This is a genomic window from Microbacterium terrisoli, assembly GCF_030866805.1.
Taxonomy (GTDB): Bacteria; Actinomycetota; Actinomycetes; order Actinomycetales; family Microbacteriaceae; genus Microbacterium; species Microbacterium terrisoli.
In genome coordinates, this window is record NZ_CP133019.1 from 2196438 (window position 1) to 2214375 (window position 17938).

14 protein-coding genes are annotated in these 17938 nt (G+C 68.6%); 5 read left to right on the top strand and 9 right to left on the bottom strand.

Features of this window, described 5'->3' with window-relative positions; all coding sequences use genetic code 11:
- Positions 1 to 5: 5 nt before the first annotated feature.
- The gene (pknB, locus tag QU603_RS09775) at positions 6 to 1946 is read left to right on the top strand and encodes a Stk1 family PASTA domain-containing Ser/Thr kinase (RefSeq protein ID WP_308491201.1); all 1941 of its coding nucleotides are present in this window, start codon (positions 6 to 8) and stop codon (positions 1944 to 1946) included.
- Positions 1947 to 2032: 86 nt separating this feature from the next.
- Here the strand turns inward: pknB and QU603_RS09780 are convergent, their stop codons facing one another.
- Positions 2033 to 3370 (bottom strand): class II 3-deoxy-7-phosphoheptulonate synthase, encoded by a 1338-nt coding sequence (locus tag QU603_RS09780; RefSeq protein ID WP_308491202.1) that lies wholly within the window; start codon positions 3368 to 3370, stop codon positions 2033 to 2035.
- Positions 3371 to 3396: 26 nt separating this feature from the next.
- A complete protein-coding gene (locus QU603_RS09785) occupies positions 3397 to 4089 on the bottom strand; it encodes a lysophospholipid acyltransferase family protein (RefSeq protein WP_308491203.1) in 693 nt (230 codons plus the stop codon).
- 201 nt (positions 4090 to 4290) lie between these two features.
- Between QU603_RS09785 and QU603_RS09790 the strand changes: the two genes are divergently transcribed.
- Positions 4291 to 6126: an AMP-dependent synthetase/ligase gene (locus QU603_RS09790; RefSeq protein WP_308491204.1), complete on the top strand. Its 1836-nt coding sequence runs from the start codon at positions 4291 to 4293 to the stop codon at positions 6124 to 6126.
- Between the two features lie 543 nt (positions 6127 to 6669).
- Here the strand turns inward: QU603_RS09790 and QU603_RS09795 are convergent.
- The 3 genes from QU603_RS09795 to QU603_RS09805 form a co-directional block, all read right to left on the bottom strand.
- Entirely contained in the window at positions 6670 to 7554 is an 885-nt protein-coding gene (locus QU603_RS09795) for a type IV toxin-antitoxin system AbiEi family antitoxin (protein WP_308491205.1), read from the bottom strand.
- A 340-nt stretch (positions 7555 to 7894) separates the two neighbouring features.
- Positions 7895 to 8386, bottom strand: a complete 492-nt coding sequence (def, locus tag QU603_RS09800; protein ID WP_308491206.1) for a peptide deformylase — start codon at positions 8384 to 8386, stop codon at positions 7895 to 7897.
- 2 nt (positions 8387 to 8388) lie between these two features.
- Positions 8389 to 9444 (bottom strand): MinD/ParA family ATP-binding protein, encoded by a 1056-nt coding sequence (locus tag QU603_RS09805; protein ID WP_308491207.1) that lies wholly within the window; start codon positions 9442 to 9444, stop codon positions 8389 to 8391.
- On the opposite strand from QU603_RS09805, the gene QU603_RS09810 reads away from it, so the two are divergent.
- Positions 9415 to 10824, top strand: a complete 1410-nt coding sequence (locus tag QU603_RS09810) for a hypothetical protein (RefSeq protein WP_308491208.1) — start codon at positions 9415 to 9417, stop codon at positions 10822 to 10824. The two genes, QU603_RS09805 and QU603_RS09810, sit on opposite strands and share 30 nt — an antisense overlap.
- Positions 10825 to 10837: 13 nt before the next feature.
- Here the strand turns inward: QU603_RS09810 and QU603_RS09815 are convergent, their stop codons facing one another.
- Positions 10838 to 14245 (bottom strand): pyruvate carboxylase, encoded by a 3408-nt coding sequence (locus QU603_RS09815; RefSeq protein ID WP_308491209.1) that lies wholly within the window; start codon positions 14243 to 14245, stop codon positions 10838 to 10840.
- 95 nt (positions 14246 to 14340) lie between these two features.
- Between QU603_RS09815 and QU603_RS09820 the strand changes: the two genes are divergently transcribed.
- Complete coding sequence (locus QU603_RS09820) at positions 14341 to 15153, top strand: ParA family protein (protein WP_308491210.1); 813 nt, start codon at positions 14341 to 14343, stop codon at positions 15151 to 15153.
- A gap of 174 nt (positions 15154 to 15327) precedes the next feature.
- On the opposite strand, the gene QU603_RS09825 is transcribed toward QU603_RS09820, so the two are convergent.
- From QU603_RS09825 to QU603_RS09835, 3 genes are all read right to left on the bottom strand, one after another.
- A complete protein-coding gene (locus QU603_RS09825; protein ID WP_308491211.1) occupies positions 15328 to 15873 on the bottom strand; it encodes a MerR family transcriptional regulator in 546 nt (181 codons plus the stop codon).
- Positions 15874 to 16045: 172 nt separating this feature from the next.
- On the bottom strand, positions 16046 to 16735 hold the full coding sequence (gene ftsR / locus QU603_RS09830) for a transcriptional regulator FtsR (RefSeq protein WP_308491212.1): 690 nt from the start codon (positions 16733 to 16735) through the stop codon (positions 16046 to 16048).
- On the bottom strand, positions 16735 to 17223 hold the full coding sequence (locus QU603_RS09835; RefSeq protein ID WP_308491213.1) for an FHA domain-containing protein: 489 nt from the start codon (positions 17221 to 17223) through the stop codon (positions 16735 to 16737). The genes ftsR and QU603_RS09835 overlap by 1 nt, the downstream gene beginning before the upstream one ends.
- Before the next feature lie 165 nt (positions 17224 to 17388).
- Between QU603_RS09835 and QU603_RS09840 the strand changes: the two genes are divergently transcribed.
- A complete protein-coding gene (locus QU603_RS09840) occupies positions 17389 to 17937 on the top strand; it encodes a copper resistance CopC family protein (protein WP_308491214.1) in 549 nt (182 codons plus the stop codon).
- Position 17938 lies beyond the last annotated feature (1 nt).

A 17938-nucleotide genomic window follows, 5' to 3' on the forward strand; every position in this document is an offset into this window, starting at 1 on the left:
GCAGCGTGAGCACGAGCGCGCAGGCAGACCCCCTCATCGGGCGTCTTGTCGACGGCCGCTATCGTGTGCGCGCTCGCATCGCCCGTGGCGGCATGGCCACCGTCTATGTGGCCACCGACCTTCGGCTCGAGCGCCGCGTGGCCCTGAAGGTCATGCACAGCCATCTCAGCGATGACGTGATCTTCCAGAGCCGCTTCATCCAAGAGGCGCGCGCCGCCGCCCGCCTGGCCGACCCGCACGTGGTCAACGTGTTCGACCAGGGGCAGGAAGGCGACATGGCCTACCTGGTCATGGAGTACCTGCCGGGGATCACCCTGCGCGAGCTGCTGCGCGAGCAGAAGCGACTGAGCGTCGCGCAGACGGTGACGATCATGGATGCCGTGCTGTCGGGGCTGGCCGCGGCCCACCGTGCCGGCATCGTCCACCGCGACGTCAAGCCCGAGAATGTGCTGCTGGCCGAAGACGGCCGCATCAAGATCGGCGATTTCGGCCTGGCCCGGGCGACCACGGCGAACACGTCCAGTGGGCAGCTGCTGCTCGGGACGATCGCCTACATCGCGCCCGAGCTGGTCACCCGCGGCACCGCCGATGCCCGCAGCGACATCTACGCCCTCGGGATCATGCTGTACGAGATGCTCACCGGCGAACAGCCCTACAAGGGCGAGCAGCCCATGCAAATCGCCTTCCAGCACGCGACCGACTCTGTGCCGCGCCCCAGCATGAAGAACCCCGGCGTTCCCGAGCAGCTCGACGAGCTCGTTCTGTGGTCCACCGAGAAAGAGCCCGCCGAGCGCCCCGCCGACGCCACCGAGATGCTCGACCGCATGCGCGAGATCGAGCAGCAGCTGGGCATCGCGCCGCAGGTGCAGCGCACTCTGGCCGTCGCCGGCACCCTGGGCGTCACGGAGCGACTGGACACCGGCGAGCTGACCAAAGTGCTGCCCACGGCCGTGAGCGTGCCCACCGTGCCGACAGAGGGCGACGACAACGCGACGCGTCTGCGCAACCGCGCCAAGCGGCGGCGCACCCGCGGCGCGTGGCTGCTCGTGCTGGTGGTTCTGCTCGCGGCCCTGGCGGGGGGCACCGGCTGGTGGTTCGGCTCGGGACCCGGTTCGCTGATCGCCGTGCCACAGGTCGCCGGCAAGACGCTTGGCCAGGCGGAGCAGGCCATCACCACCGCGAACCTCACACCGGCCCACAAGGACGCCTACGACCTCGACGTCGCCAAGGGCACGGTCATCGACACGACTCCCGCGGCCGGGGACCGTGTCGACAAACACACGACGGTGACGATCGTGGTGTCGAACGGGCCTGCGCCGCACGACATCCCGGCCCTGGCCGGCATGGACGAGAAGGACGCACGCGACCAATTCAGCAGGGCGAAGGTCGCCGTCGGCGATGCCGCGTACTTCTTCACCGATGCGAAGGACGGAGCCGTGATCGCGGCATCCTTCACCGCCCGTGGCAGCGACAAGGCCGTCGACTGCACGAAGGGGTGCGTTGTCTACGAGGGCGGCGCGGCGACCCTGTCGGTGTCGAAGGGCCCGCTGCCCGACGTGGTCGGCACCTCAGCGACAGATGCGACCTCGACGCTGACCGACCTCGGCCTGAAGGTCAAGACCACGGAAGACTTCAGCGACTCCGTCACCAAGGGCGATGTGATCAGCGTCGGCCCGCGTCCCGGCGGCGGCGACTGGCGCCCCGGCGATACCGTGACGCTCGTGGTCTCGAAGGGGCCGCAGCCGTTTCCGATCCCGGATGTCAGCGGCAAGACCCGCGACCAGGCGGCCCGGACCCTCGAGAGCCAGGGCTTCACGGTCGATTACGCTCCGATCTGGAAGCTCTTCCCCAACGGGCTCACCCAGGTGACCGGGACGGACCCCGCAGCCGGCCAGATGCGCCCGAAGGGCACGTCCGTCTATCTGCAGATCACCGGCACCCAGTAGCATCGCCCGCGCCCTGGACGGGAGCGACCCCCGGTGAGGGCTCGGCGAGCAGCCCAGGCCGAGCCGAGCGGCCCACACCACGCGGATCAGAGCCGCTCAAGCTCCTCGGCGACCAGGAACGCCAGTTCCAGACTCTGCATGTGGTTCAGGCGCGGGTCGCACAGCGACTCGTACCGCGTCGCCAGGGTGCCCTCGTCGATCTGCTCCGACCCGCCGAGGCACTCGGTGACGTCATCGCCGGTGAGCTCGATGTGGATGCCGCCGGGGAACGTGCCGACCTCGCGGTGCGCGTCGAAGAACCCGCGCACCTCGTCGACGACGTCGTCGAAACGGCGCGTCTTGTACCCGGTGGGTGTGGTGATGCCGTTGCCGTGCATGGGGTCGGTGACCCAGAGGGGCGTGGCACCGGCATCCTTCACTGCTTCCAGCAGCGGCGGCAGCGCGTCGCGGATCTTGCCTGCACCCATCCGCGTGATGAAGGTGAGTCGACCGGGCTCGCGCTCGGGATCGAGCTTGTCGATCAGCGCCAGCGCCGTGTCGGGCGTGGTGGAGGGCCCGAGCTTCACGCCGATCGGGTTGCGGATGCGCGAGAAGTAGTCCACGTGCGCGCCGTCGAGGTCGCGCGTGCGCTCACCGATCCACAGGAAGTGCGCCGACGTGTTGTAGGGCAGGTCGGTACGCGAGTCGATGCGCGTCATCGGCCGCTCGTAGTCCATCAGCAGGCCCTCATGGCCCGTGTAGAACTCGACGCGGCGCAGCTCGTCGAAGTCGGCGCCGGCTGCCTCCATGAACTTGATCGCACGGTCGATCTCGGCGGCCAGGCCCTCATAGCGCTGGTTGGCCGGGTTCTTGGCGAAGCCCTGGTTCCAGCTGTGCACTTCGCGCAGGTCGGCGAAGCCGCCCTGGGTGAACGCGCGGATGAGGTTCAGCGTCGCCGATGCCGCGTGGTAGCCGCGCAGCAGCCGCTGCGGGTCGGGCACGCGTGAGCCCTCGGTGAAGTCGTAGCCGTTGACGATGTCGCCGCGGTAGGCCGGCAGCGTGACGTCGCCGCGGGTCTCGGTCTCGCTGGAGCGCGGCTTGGCGAACTGCCCCGCCATGCGGCCCATCTTGATCACCGGCAGCGAAGCGCCGTAGGTGAGCACGACCGCCATCTGCAGCACCGTCTTGATGCGGTTGCGGATCTTGTCGGCCGTGGCCCCCGCGAACGTCTCGGCGCAGTCGCCGCCCTGCAGCAGGAAGGCCTGTCCCGCCGCTGCGCGGCCGAGTTTCATGCGCAGCGCATCCACTTCGCCGGCGAAGACGAGCGGGGGCATCGACGCTATTTCAGCGGATGCCTCAGCCACGGCTTCGGGGTCTGTCCAGGCGGGCTGCTGCTTGATGGGAAGTGTCCGCCAGTGGTCCAGGCCATCCAGGTGCTGCAGCATCCGGCAAGTCTACCGGCCGCGCGATATCACGCCTTCGCTGATGACGGAAGGCGATCCTTGACCGTCGAGGCGTAGACGTCGTCGTACTGCTGCTGACCGAGCCGCTGCAGCGCGACCATGATCTCGTCGACGACCGAGCGCAGGATGTAGCGGTCGTTCTCCATGCCCGCGTAGCGGCTGAAGTCCAGCGGCTCGCCGATGACCACGCCCACCCGCACGATGTGCGGCAGGCGCCGGCCGATCGGCATCATCGTGTCGGTGTCGACCATCACGACCGGGACGACGGGGACCTTGGCCTCCAGCGCCATGCGGGCGATGCCGGTGCGTCCTCGGTAGAGCCTGCCATCGGGACTGCGGGTGCCTTCGGGGTAGATGCCCAGCAGCTCGCCGCGCCCCAGCACCTGAAGTCCGGTATTCAGCGATGCCTCGGACGCCTTGCCGCCGGACCGGTCGATGGGCAGCTGCCCGGTCGCCTTCATGAACACGCGCGTGGCCCAGCCGCGGATGCCCTGGCCGGTGAAGTAGTCGCTCTTGGCGAGGAATGCGACAGGGCGGTCGATCAGCAGCGGCAGGAAGATCGAGTCGGCGAACGACAGGTGGTTGCTCGCGAGGATCGCGGCCCCCGTCTTGGGGATCTTGCGACGTCCCACGATCCACGGACGGAAGATCGCCTTCAGGATCGGCCCGATCACCACATACTTCATCAGCCAGTAGAACATCGCTCGCCTCCCTCCCGTGCCGTGCGTGTGCCGTGCCTGTGCGTGCAAAAGTCTACCCAGCGCGCATGCGCCGGCCCGCGGCATGCCGAAGGGCGAGATCGAGTGTCGCAATAAGTGAGACTGAATGTCAGGAGCGTGGCCCCGTGCGCAGGTTAGACTCGAAGCACAGCAACCCGTAACGGTACCGAAGGAGATGCCGGAATGCCCACTGTCACATATGACGTTCCAGCCATCGTGCCCGCCGACCCGCAGGCCAACATCACAGATCTGCTCGAGGACCGGGTCGCGGCCACGCCTGACCTCGCGCTGTTCTCGGTTCCAGAGGGAGACGGATGGCGGGATGTCTCGGCCTCCGCATTCCGTGCGCAGGTGGTCGCCCTGGCCAAAGGGTTCGTCGCCGGCGGCATCCAACCCGGTGACAAGGTCGGCTTGATCGCGCGCACGACGTATGACTGGACCCTCGTCGACTTCGCGCTCTTCTATGCCGGAGCCGTCATGGTTCCCATCTATGAGACGAGTTCGGCGGCACAGATCCAGTGGAACCTCGCGGACTCGGGCGCGATCGCGTGCATCGCCGAGCTGCCCGAGCACTCCGCCCGCCTTGCCGAGGCGCAGAAGGACCTGCCGCTTGTGCGTACGACCTGGAACATGCACGAGGGAGTCCTCGACACGTTGCGGTCCGAAGGCGCGTCGGTTGCCGACGACGAGATCGAGCGGCGCCGGTCGCTGGCCAACGGCGACGACATCGCCACGCTCATCTACACCGCGGGCACCACCGGACGCCCGAAGGGCTGCGTGCTCACGCACAGCAACTTCGTCGAACTCGCCCGCAACTCGTCGCGAGCGCTGCGCGAGGTCGTGGAGACTCCGGGCGCATCCACTCTGCTGTTCATCACGACCGCGCACGTGTTCGCGCGGTTCATCAGCATCCTCAACATCCACGCCGGAGTGAAGACAGGTCACCAGCCCGACACGAAGCACCTGCTGCCGGCACTCGGGTCGTTCAAGCCCACGTTCCTGCTGGCCGTGCCGCGCGTGTTCGAGAAGGTGTACAACTCGGCCGAGCAGAAGGCCGAGTCCGCCGGCAAGGGAAAGATCTTCCGCTCTGCCGCCCGCACCGCGATCGAGCACTCGCGACTGACGCAGAACGGGCAGAAGATCCCGTTCTGGCTCGGCGTGAAGTTCCGCGTGTTCGACCGGCTCGTCTACAGCACGCTGCGCACGGCGATGGGCGGCAACATCGTCTACGCGATCTCGGGCTCGGCGCCGCTGGGCGAGCGGCTCGGCCACTTCTTCGCGAGCCTGGGCGTGACGGTGCTCGAAGGCTACGGCCTGACCGAGACCACGGCGCCGGCCACGGTGAACCTGGCGACCAAGACCAAGATCGGCACCGTGGGACCGGCACTGCCGGGCGTCGGGGTGCGCGTCGCCGAAGACGGCGAGGTGCAGGTGCGCGGGATCAACGTGTTCCGCGAGTACTGGCGCAACCCCGAGGCCACGGCGGCCGCGTTCGACGACGGCTGGTTCCGCACCGGCGACCTGGGCTCGTTCGACGACGACGGATTCTTGACGATCACCGGCCGCAAGAAGGAGATCATCGTCACCGCGGGCGGCAAGAACGTCGCCCCCGCGACGCTCGAAGACCCGATCCGCGCCAACCCGGTGGTCAGTCAGGTGGTCGTGGTCGGCGAGAAGCGTCCGTTCATCGCGGCACTGGTGACGCTCGATGACGAGATGCTGCCGACGTGGCTGGCCAACAACGGCCTGCCCGCCGACATGTCGATGGAGGAATGCGCCGCCAACCCGCAGGTGCGCGCCGAGGTGCAGCGTGCAGTCGACGAGGCGAATGCGATGGTCTCGCGGGCCGAGTCGATCCGCAAGTTCACGATTCTGCCGACGGAGTGGACCGAGGCCAGCGGCCACCTCACCCCGAAGCTCAGCATCAAGCGCAACGTGATCCTGAAGGACTTCGCGGCGGCCATCGACGACATCTACAACCTGCCGGCCACCGCGACCACGGGCGTGTCGCTGAAGTAGCCGCCCGCCCGGCCGCGCGTCGCGCGTCTCGTCGAAATCATGTGATTTCAACGGGCACACATGCGTTTGACGTCGATCACATGTGTGGCCGTGGTCTTCATGTGTGCTCGTGGTCTCCGTGGTCGGCCACGGTGCGCATTTGTGCGCGTGCCCGTACCGCTGGCTTCGGCCGTGGTCGCATGTGCGCCGGTGGCCCCGGTGTTCGGCGCAGCGCACGGTCGGTCATGACCGCGGTGCGGTGACCGCCCTCAGCGCGACTGCGGGACGATCGGTCCGCGCCGCCGTTGCCCGCTCAAGGCGTTCGGCACCCGCGGCCCATGCACGCTCGATACGCGCGACACGCCCGACACGCGCGACACGCGCAGCGTTCGTCCGCTCGACACGCGCCGGCCGCCCGACGCGCTCGACACGCCCGGCCCGCTCGACACGCGCCGCCCACCCGACACGCTCAACCCCCGCACGACCCGTTCGACACGCTGAGCCCGCGCAACCCTCGCAAGACGTTCGACCGCACGCGAGCCCGACCCGTGCCGAGCGCAGCAGCTAGCCGAACGACGGCCCGGCCTCAGGACGTGGACGACGGGTCGGAGAGTGGATGCCGTAGGCCGCGAGTCGGCCCGCGAAAGCCGGGATCGACACGATGTGCTCGCCTGTCGCGCGGATCAGCCGTCGACCGCTGGATGCGCGAATCACGTCCTCACGCTTCTTCTCATCGAGCACGGTCTCCTCGATCGACACTCCCTTGCGCATCGATTCGTCGAGGTACTTCGCCTTGCCGTCGAACTCGAACCACCAGTCGTCGGTGTCGATATCGACGTAATACATCCCGCCGTCGGGCCGCGGCACTCCTACCTGCAACCCCCGAATGACGAAACCGAGCTGCACCAGCCGCAAGCGGCTCACGCTCTCGCCCGGGAGTTGCGCTCGGCCGTCGGCGAACGCGAGAACCCACGCTGCCTTGCGGGCACCGCGTGTCGCGGACATGCGGCCGAGAACTGCGCGCATCTGGTCGCGGAGCTGTTCCGCGGCATCCTCGTCATACAGCCGTGACGGCGAGGATGCCGCGACACTGTGCAATGCCGCATCCGCGCAGCTCACCGCCGTCTCGAGTGAGGCCGACCTTGCGACATCCACAACCGAACGCGCCAGCGTGGTGCAGCGGATGCCGTCGACTTCTTCAATGTCGTCCGCGTCGTGTGCCTCACGATGCCGGAGGACATCGCGGGTGCTGGAAGCTCTGACTCCGTCGCTGCAGAGAACGTGAACACGATCGGGTGGACGGCCGAAGAGCGGCAATCCATGCACGACCGCGGCCGACTCATGGCAGGCGACCGGCCCGGGCTCTTCTCGGGCATCCTCCATCACGGCGGCCACGTGCGCGAGGTGCTGCTGCTCCCAGTAGAGGTCGTCCCAGAAGTCCTGTGCCACGTACCATCCCTGATGCACGCGGCGCACCGATTCGAGGCGCACCGCGGTTCGAATCTGCCGATCGGTCCATCCGGTGGCAACGAGGCCGGCTCGCGATCGCAGGGCGGAGCGGATCGTCCCGATGTCGTGCGCCGTTCGCATACCGACAGCCTGCTCGGGCCATCAGGTCAGGATCCGGCGCCCTACGCGATCGGTGGACGATCGCCAGCGTTGGCACCGTTGGGGAGGAGGCGCCGCCGCGCGGCCAAAATCATATGTACTCGTCCAGCACACATCATTCCGACGTCAATTTGATGTGCCCATGTTGAAATCACATGATTTCGACACGAAGGGAGCCGGGTCAGAACCAGCTGGACTCGCGGATCTCACGCATCGCGACGCGACGCGTGTCCTTGTCGAGCCGGTCGATGTACAGCTTGCCGTCGAGATGGTCGGTCTCGTGCTGCAGCGCCTGCGCGAGCACGCCGTCGCCCTCGATCGTGACCGGGTTGCCGTCGGCGTCGACGCCTTCGACCTTCGCGTGCGGGTACCGCACGACCTCGTGCCACAGTCCGGGCACCGACAGGCATCCCTCACCGATCGCCGTCGGCTCCCCCGACACTTCGACGAGTACGGGGTTGAACACGCAGCCGATGTCTCCGTCGACGTTGTAGCTGAACGCGCGCACGCCGACACCGATTTGGGATGCCGCGACTCCCGCGCGTCCGGGCAGCTCGACGGTGTCGACCAGGTCGCGCGCAAGCGCGCGGGTGCCCTCGTCGAACGTGGTCACCTCGGTGCCCGTCGAACGCAAAACGGGGTCGCCGAACAGACGGATCTCTCGCACCGCCATGGTCAGGCCGCTGCCGTCGCGTTCTCGCGCAGGCCCTCGACGACCGCGACGGCGAGCCGCCGGGCCGCCTGACGCGTGGCAGGCTGCAGGTCGTGGAACGTGATGGCGCTGCCCGTGCCGATCAGCGGGTCATACGGCATGCGCACCACCGTGCGTACGCGTGTGGTGAAGTGCGCTTCGAGCTCGTCTTCGCGCACGAGCGGGGTGCCCGGGCGGGAGTTGTTCAGCACCACGACGGCACTGCGCACCAGCCCGGCGAAGCCGTTGGTCTCCAACCAGGTCAGGGTCTCGGACGCCAGCCGTGCCTCGTCGATGCTCAGTCCCGACACGACCACGAGCTGGTCGGCGCTGTTCAGCGTCGCGCCCATGACCGAGTGCACGATGCCGGTGCCGGTGTCGGTGAGCACGATCGAGTAGTAGTGAGCGGCCAGGCCCGCGACATCCTGATAATCGACGTCGCTGAACGCCTCGGAGACACGCGGGTCGGCATCGGATGCCAGGACGTCCAAGCGCGTCTGATCGCGCGCGACGATCGACGAGATGTCGTTGTAGCCGGCGACGGCCCCCTGCATGCGCGCGAGGTCGCGCACCGTCTTGCCGCTCGGGCGCGCGATCCGTTCGGCGAGAGTGCCCCGGTCGGGGTTCGCGTCGATCGCGATCACGCGGTCATCACGCGCATCGGCCAAGGCCATGCCGAGCAGGGTCGTGATCGTCGTCTTGCCGACGCCGCCCTTGCGCGAGAGCACCGGCACGAACCGCGCTCCGCCGCTCAGAGGCGCCGCGATCCGGGTGGTGAGCTCTTTGCGTTCGCGTGCACGCTTGCCGTCGCCCAGGTTTATGCGCCCGCCCGAGAGCGAATACACGAAGTGCTGCCAGGTGCCTTCGGGCTCGCCACCGGCGATCTTGCCGCGTTCGAGCAGGCGGTCGGCGGTGAGCAGGTCAGAGGTCTCTTTGCCGGAGTCGAACTGATCAAGCCGCTTCGATGTCAGGCTGACCTCGGGACGGTGAGTCTGCACGCGCTCCACGTCGTGGCCACGCCCGGCGGGATTTTCATTCACGGATGCCTCCTCCAGCGCGCCTGCGGCAGGCTCGGTTTCGATCGGTTCGGCGTCAACCGGTTCGGCGTCGACGACGGTCGGATATGCGACGCCGATGTTCGGTGCCGCCGTGGCCACCGCTACCGTATCGCGCGCATCGTCCGCCTCGTCGGCGCCGCCCGCCTCGGCGGGGATGTCATCAGTGTCACCAGTCGCGGCCTCCACGTCACCGGCGGGCGCTTGCGCATCGGTCGTGTCTGCGGCCGGCGCATCCGGAGCCGGCTCAACCGTCTCAGGATGCGCATACCGTGCGATCGTGTTGTCGATGAGGGCTGCGAACGCCGCGCGGTCGAACGGCTCGTCGCCGGCATGCCAGTCGTCGTCCGAATCGTCGACGAGGTCCGCGGCGTCGCCTCCGGCGTCTGCGGCGCCTGCTTCGTCGACCGCGGCTGTGTCGCCGAGGCCGTCGGTCCGGACGACGTCGCCTCTGATGTCGGCGTGATCAGCGGCTTCCCTCTCGGCCTCGTCGGCCCCGACAACATCCGCGTCTGCCACCTCGGTGACATCGGCATCAGCGCCAGCAACGTCCACGACGGTCTCGTCGGCGTCAGCGTCAGCAACTTCGTCGGCGTCGGCGCCGGCCGTGCAGTCCTCGGCCGCCTCGACCTCGATCACATCAAGGTCATCGTCGAGGTCGTCGGCTCGGGCCGCACGAGCCCCGTCGTCGTCCCCGTCGACTTCATCGTCGACCACATCCGCGTCAACCACGTCGTCGTCCTCGTTCACGTCGACCTCGTCGAGCTCGACGTCGACCACATCCGCATCATCCGCGTCGGAGTTGGCGTCGACAGGGCCACCGGCCGCGTCATCCGCGTCCGAGCCGGCCGCGGCATCCACCTCGACCACGTCAGCATCGTCGACCACGTGGACCTCATCGACCTCATCGGCCTGATCGACCTGAGCAGCCTCGTCGGCCTCGTCCACGTCGACCGCTTCCGGACCATCGACCGCGCCGTCCGCTTCAACGACCTCGACCGCGTCATCACCCTCGACCGCGCCATCACCTTCGTCCGCGACAGCATCGTCGGCGGCGGCATCCACGTCCATCGCACGCACCGGCGCGACCGGTCCATCATCGTACGTCACACTCTCGCCGCCGTCGTCGAACGAGACCTCGTCTCCGACGACGTCGTCGTCGGAGAGCTCGTCCTCGTCGACCGTCGGCAGAGCGACACTCACCTGTGCCGTGGCCGTCGTCGTGGTGCCGAGGATGCCGAGGATGCCGGTGTCGGCTCGCGTCACCTCGGGAAGGATCCCGAGTTCGGTGGACTCGTCAGGGGTATGGTCGGGGTGATCGGGCGTCACAGCGGGTTGTCTCCAAGAAGCGTCGGGGCCGGTTAGCCCGCCCTCCAGGCTACTGCCGCGGGTGGATGACGACCAAAAGATCCCCTGCTTCGACCTGAGAAGTGCCGTCCAGAACCACGCGTTCGATCACGCCTCCCACCGGTGCGGTGATGGCCGCTTCCATCTTCATCGCCTCGATCGAGGCGACTGGCTGTCCGGCCTCGACGACATCGCCTTCGGCGACCTTGACGGTCACGGCACCCGAGAAGGGAGCCGCGACCTGTCCCGGCCGCGAAGCGTCGGCCTTCTCGGCCTGCCGCGCTTCGACGTCGATGCTGCGGTCACGCACGAACACGGGCCGCAGCTGGCCGTTCAGAGTCGTCATGACCGAGCGCATGCCCTTCTCGTCGGCCTCGCCGATGGCCTCGAGCCCGACGTACAGCTGCACGCCGCGTTCGAGGTCGACGACGTGCTCGACGCCGGGGACCAGGCCATAGAGGTAGTCGGCTGTCTCGAGCACGCTCAGGTCGCCGTACTGCTCCCGCAGCTGGCGGAACGAGTGGGTCGGCGCGGGGAACAGCAGCTCGTTGAGCATCTCGCGCCGGGTCGAGGAGTCGGCATCCAGCGCCGCCGCCTGATCGTCGGTGAGCGGCGTCACACCGTGCTTGATGTCGCGACCGGCGAGCACCTTGGTGCGGAACGGCTCGGGCCATCCGCCGGGAAGGTCCCCGAGCTCCCCCGCCATGAACGCGACGACCGAGTCGGGCACGTCATAGTGTTCGGGGTTCTCGGCGAAGTCCGCCGGGTCCGCCTTGACGGCGGCCAGGTGCAGCGCCAGATCGCCGACCACCTTCGAGGACGGAGTGACCTTGGGCACCCGTCCGAGGATCGCGTCGGCCGCGGCGTACATGTCCTCGATGAGCTCGAAGTCCTCCGACAGGCCCAGCGCGATGGCCTGCTGGCGCAGGTTCGACAGCTGCCCACCGGGGATCTCGTGGTGATACACGCGCCCTGTGGGGCCGGGCAGTCCCGACTCGAACGGCCCGTACAGGTGGCGCACCGCCTCCCAGTACGGCTCCAGATCGGTCACGGCCGACAGGTCGATGCCGGTGTCGCGATCGGTGTGCGCCAGGGCCGCGATCAGTGCCGACAGGGAGGGCTGGCTCGTCGTTCCCGACATCGGAGCGGCCGCGGCATCCACCGCATCGGCGCCGGCCGCACTCGCCGCCAGCAGCGTGCCCAGCTGCCCGCCTGCGGTGTCGTGCGTGTGCACGTGGACAGGCAGGTCGAACCGGTCGCGCAGCGCCGCGACGAGCTTCGCTGCGGCGCCCGGCCGCAGCAGGCCCGCCATGTCTTTGATCGCCAGGATGTGCGCGCCGGCCTGAACGATCTGCTCCGCCAGGCGCAGGTAGTAGTCCAGCGTGTAGAGGTCCTCGGCGGGGTTGAGCAGGTCGCCGGTGTAGCAGACGGCGACCTCGGCCACGGCGGTGTCGGTGGACAGGACCGCATCGATGGCGGGGCGCATCTGGGCGACGTCGTTGAGGGCGTCGAAGATGCGGAAGATGTCGATTCCGGATGCCGCGGCCTCGCGCACGAACGCGTCGGTGACCTGCGTCGGATAGGGCGTGTACCCGACCGTGTTGCGACCGCGCAGCAGCATCTGGATCGCGATGTTCGGCATGGCGGTGCGCAGAGCGTCCAGGCGCTCCCACGGGTCTTCGCCCAGGAACCGCAGCGCGACGTCGTAGGTGGCCCCGCCCCACGCTTCGACCGACAGCAGCTGCGGGGTCAGGCGTGCCACGTACGGGGCGACGGCGGCGAGGTCCTTGGTGCGCACCCGGGTGGCCAGCAGAGACTGGTGCGCGTCGCGGAAGGTCGTATCGGTGACCGCCAGCGCCTGCCGGCCGCGCAGCTCAGCGGCGAAGCCTGTCGGCCCCAGCCGCAGCAGACGCTGACGCGAACCCTCGGGGGCCGGCACCGTGAGGTCGACGGCGGGCAGCTTGGCCACGGGGTCGACGGTCACCGGGTTCGGCCCGTGCGGCCGGTTGACGGTCGTGTCGGCGAGCCAGGTGAGGATCTTGCTGCCGCGGTCCTTCGAGACGCGGCCGCGCAGCAGCTCGGGACGGGACTCGATGAACAGCGTCGAGACGTCGCCTGCGAGGAACTCGGGGTCGTCGAAGACCGCCTGCAGGAACGGGATGTTGGTGGCCACACCGCGGATGCGGAACTCGGCCAGAGCGCGTCGTGCGCGCTTGACGGCGGCGGGAAAATCGCGGCCGCGGCAGATCAGCTTCGCGAGCATCGAGTCGAAGTGCGGGCTGATCTGGGACCCGGCCGCGGTCGTCCCGCCGTCGAGGCGGATGCCGGCGCCGCCCGGCGACCGGTAGGTGGTGATCTTGCCGGTGTCGGGGCGGAAGTTCTGCGACGGATCCTCGGTGGTGATGCGGCACTGCACGGCCGACCCGCGCAGCCGGATCTCGTCCTGCCGCAGGCCGAGATCGGCGAGCGTCTCGCCGGCGGCGATGCGCATCTGCGCCTGGACGAGGTCGACGTCGGTGACCTCTTCGGTCACCGTGTGCTCGACCTGGATGCGCGGGTTCATCTCGATGAAGACGACCTCGCCGGTGCGCTCCCCCTCGGTCTCGAGCAGGAACTCGACGGTGCCCGCGTTCTGATAGCCGATCGAGCGTGCGAATGCGATGGCGTGCCGGTGCAGGCTGCGGCGGATCTCGTCGTCGAGGTTCGGCGCGGGTGCGATCTCGACGACCTTCTGGTGGCGGCGCTGCATCGAGCAGTCGCGTTCGAACAGGTGCACTGTCTCGCCGTGCGCGTCGGCCAGAACCTGCACTTCGATGTGACGCGGGCGCAGGACCGCCTGCTCGAGGAACATGCGCGGGTCGCCGAACGCGCTGCCGGCCTCGTGCATCGCCTCTGCCAGTGCCTGCGCGAGTTCGCCCTTCGACGCGACCCGCCGCATCCCGCGTCCGCCGCCGCCGGCGACGGCCTTCGCGAACAGCGGGAACCCGATCTCGTCGGATTGTGCGACCAGCGCGTCGATGTCGTCGGATGCCTCGGTCGAGCGCAGCACCGGCACGCCCGCCTCGATCGCGTGGTGCTTGGCCTCGACCTTGTTGCCGGCCATCTCGAGCACCGCGGCGGGCGGTCCGATGAACGCGACGCCGTTGGCTGCCGCCTTCTCGGCCAGCTCGGGGTTCTCCGACAAGAACCCGTAGCCCGGGTAGATGGCGTCGGCCCCGGCCTGGAGCGCGACGCGGACGATCTCGTCGACGTCGAGGTATGCGCGTACGGGATGCCCCTGCTCGCCGATCTGGTAGGCCTCGTCGGCCTTCAGCCTGTGCAGTGAATGTCGATCCTCGTAGGGGAAGACGGCGACGGTGCGAGCACCCAGTTCGTATGCGGCTCGGAACGCGCGAATTGCGATTTCACCGCGGTTGGCAACCAGGATCTTCTCGAACATGCGACTCCCAATAAGGCGACGATCATGCGGGCAGGCGTGATCGCCTTTCGTGGCTGAGTGTGCTCTCAGCCTAGGGGACGGTAACGTAGAGCCTTGTGCACGTCCTCTCGGTCAGCTCCCTCAAGGGCGGTGTCGGTAAGACAACCGTGACCCTCGGTCTCGCCTCCGCGGCGTTCGCCCGGGGTGTCAAGACGCTCGTTGTCGATCTCGACCCGCAGTCCGACGTCTCCACGGGGATGGACATCCAGGTGGCAGGCCGCCTGAACGTCGCCGATGTGCTGGCCAGCCCGAAAGAGAAGGTCGTACGCCAGGCCATCACTTCCAGCGGCTGGACCAAGGTGCACCCTGGCACGATCGATGTCATGATCGGCAGCCCTTCGGCCATCAACTTCGACGGTCCGCACCCGAGCATCCGCGACGTCTGGAAGCTCGAAGAGGCGCTCGCCGCCGTCGAGGCCGACTACGACCTCGTGCTCGTGGACTGCGCGCCGTCGCTGAATGCGCTCACGCGCACGGCGTGGGCTGCCAGTGATCGTGTCATCGTGATCACCGAGCCGGGCCTGTTCTCCGTGGCCGCCGCCGACCGCGCGTTGCGCGCGATCGAAGAGATCCGCCGCGGCCTCTCGCCGCGCCTGCAGCCGCTGGGCATCGTCGTCAACCGCGTGCGCCCGCAGTCGATCGAGCACCAGTTCCGCATCAAGGAGCTGCGCGACATGTTCGGCCCGCTGGTGCTGTCCCCGCAGCTGCCCGAGCGCACGTCGCTGCAGCAGGCGCAGGGCGCGGCCAAGCCGCTGCACATCTGGCCGGGCGACTCGGCCCAGGAGCTCGCGGCGGACTTCGACCAGCTGCTGGATCGCATCATGCGCACCGGCCGCATCCCGTCGCCCGACGGCCTCCCCGTAGCCTGACCGCGCGCCGCGCTCGCCCCGCGGCCCCGCCCCGCCCCCGCGTCGAAATCATGTGATCTCGACGCGCACACATCAAATTTGCGTCAAACCCATGTGTCGCCGGCGAAGTCATATGATTTCGACACCAAGTGCCACGCGCACTGCGGGCACAGGACGGCAGAGGCCGGGCGGCGGTCAGGCGGTGCGCTGCGCGCGACGGGCCGCCAGCTCGTCGACCGGGTCGGGCCGTTGCGGGTCGAACTCGAGCAATGTCGATTCGACCTCGGTGAGCACCTTGCCGACGGCGATGCCGAAGACGCCCTGACCGCGGCTGACCAGGTCGATGACCTCGTCGTTCGAGGTGCACAGATACACTGAGGCGCCGTCGCTCATGAGCGTCGTGCCGGCCAGGTCACGGATGCCGGCGACCCGCAGCTGCTCAACGGCCGTGCGGATCTGCTGCAGTGAGATTCCGGTGTCGAGCAGCCGTTTGACGAGCTTGAGCACCAGGATGTCGCGGAATCCGTACAGGCGCTGCGATCCCGATCCGCTCGCTCCGCGCACGGTGGGCTCGACGAGTTCGGTGCGCGCCCAGTAGTCCAGCTGCCGGTACGTGATGCCGGCCGCCCGCGCGGCCACCGCACCGCGATAGCCGACTTCGTCGTCCATGGCGGGCAACCCGTCGGTGAACAGGAGATCGACGCCGAATCGATGCTCGCCTGCCGCTTCATCCGCGGTCATCGAGATCCCCCTTCTCCGAAGTCCAATGGACCTTCCCCCACGCTAGAGGACCATCCTCCTCCCGGCAACGACCTCCGGCGTGGAGCCGGTCGCGTGTCGCGCACCTTCGCGGCTCGGCCGCCCCGTGTCGCGGCTCGGCCGCCCCGTGCGGAGGGCTCCGTGCGCGCCCCCGTCACTGGACGAGTCGATCGATCGCGTGGCGCACGAAGACCGTGCGCACCTCGCCCAGCCGAGCCGCCAGCTCGGGGGCCAGCTCGCCGGCTCGCCCACGGGATGTGGAGTCGGTGCGACGCAGCAGCGGTGCCAGCGCCGTCTCGATCAGCGCGACCTCGCGTTCTGCCGCCTGACGCATGCCCCGCATATGGCGCGGCTCGATGCCGTGCCGATCCAGCGCCACGAGTGCACGCAGCACGGCCAGCGCCTGCTCGTCGTATGTGTCCGCGCCGGGGATCATGCCGGTGCTGACCGCGTCGTTCAGCAGCTGCGGCGCCGCTCCCGCTGCCGCGAGCAGTTCGGCGCGCCGGTAGCGGCGGGCGGTGGGTGTGATCGAGGGCGGCACGGAGGTGGGCGATGCGGGCGCACGGCCGGCGTCGACATCCTCCATGTACGCGCGGATGCGCGCCAGCGGCAGATAGTGATCGCGCTGCAGCGTGAGCGCGAGCCGCAGCCGCTCGACGTTCTCGGGCGTGAACTTGCGATATCCGGACGCGGTGCGCATCGGCGTCACGATCCCCTGCACTTCGAGAAAGCGCAGCTTGCTGGCCGTCAGTGCGGGAAACTCCGGGCTGAGGCGAGCGAGGACCTGACCGATGCTCAGCGCGCCCCCGGCCGCGGCGCGGCGGGGTGCGGGTGAGGCGGGCATCAGCTCTCCGCGACCTGCTCGAGATCAGCGGGAGAGACGAAGAAGTTCAATCTGAACTTGCCGATGCGCACTTCGGCGCCGTTGGCGAGTGCCGCACGGTCCACGCGCTCGCCGTTCACATACGTGCCGTTCAGCGACCGCTGGTCGACGATCTCGAAGCGCTTGCCGTCACGGGTGATCTCGGCATGACGTCGCGACACCGTCACGTCGTCGAAGAAGATGTCGGCTTCGGGATGCCGCCCCACGGTCATGACGTCGGTGTCGAGCAGGTAGCGGGCTCCGGCAGTGGGGCCCGACCGGACCACCAGCAGCGCCACACCCGAAGGCAACGCGTCGATCGCGGCGAGCTCGGCGCTGGACAGATCGCTGCCGAACGGCACGAACGACAGATCAGAGTCGTGGCCGAACGTCTGGGTCGCGTCGCTGTTGCGCGACGCCCCGGAGCCACGATGAATGCCCCCCGCGTCGGGTCGACGGAAATCGTCCACGGTCGTCCTTCCTTTCCCCCCAGACTAACCGATCGCGCTTCCGCTGCGAGAGCGGATAGCGCCGATAGTCGACCCTATTGAACGGCGGGTGCCGCTGTCCACTCGAACACCGTCCCGAGCCTCGGTCCGGCCCGGCCCTCAGCGCAGGCGGGTAGGCTCCCGCCCGTGAGGATCCCCGCTGTCATCGCCGCCGCCGTTCTTGCCGCCTTCGCCGTTCTCGGCGTCGCAGGACCCGCTTTCGCACACGATCAGCTGCTGTCGACCAGCCCTCAGGACGGGGCGACGGTCTCGTCTCTGCCTACCGCGGTGACCCTCACCTTCAATGACACCGTGGATGACGCAGGCTCCGACGCCAACCAGGTCAAGGTGATGGATGCCTCGTGCAAAGTCATCAACGACGGCCCCCTGCAACTGCAGGATAACGTGGTGACCCAGCCCATCGCAGGAGAATCCACCGGTCCGGTGACGGTGCTGTGGCGCGTGGTCTCCCGCGACGGCCACCCCGTCTCGGGCGATTTCACCTTCACCGTGTCGGGATCGGGGGCGGCTGCGGCATCCCCCGCGTCGTCGTGCGACGCAGCTCCCGCCACGACCGCTCCCACCGGCTCATCGGACGGGATGCTGCCCTGGATCATCGGCGGGGGCGTGGTGGTGATCGTGGCAGCGGTGATCGTGCTCCTGGTCACCCGCTCGAGCCGTGCCGGCGACCGCTAGG

Bases quoted from the DNA above. Each gene is read 5' to 3' on its own strand.
- QU603_RS09780 (WP_308491202.1), bottom strand. From the start codon at position 3,370: ATGCTGCAGCACCTGGATGGCCTGGACCACTGGCGGACACTTCCCATC.
- QU603_RS09785 (WP_308491203.1), bottom strand. From the start codon at position 4,089: ATGTTCTACTGGCTGATGAAGTATGTGGTGATCGGGCCGATCCTGAAG.
- QU603_RS09790 (WP_308491204.1), top strand. From the start codon at position 4,291: ATGCCCACTGTCACATATGACGTTCCAGCCATCGTGCCCGCCGACCCG.
- def (WP_308491206.1), bottom strand. From the start codon at position 8,386: ATGGCGGTGCGAGAGATCCGTCTGTTCGGCGACCCCGTTTTGCGTTCG.
- QU603_RS09815 (WP_308491209.1), bottom strand. From the start codon at position 14,245: ATGTTCGAGAAGATCCTGGTTGCCAACCGCGGTGAAATCGCAATTCGC.
- QU603_RS09825 (WP_308491211.1), bottom strand. From the start codon at position 15,873: ATGACCGCGGATGAAGCGGCAGGCGAGCATCGATTCGGCGTCGATCTC.
- ftsR (WP_308491212.1), bottom strand. From the start codon at position 16,735: ATGCCCGCCTCACCCGCACCCCGCCGCGCCGCGGCCGGGGGCGCGCTG.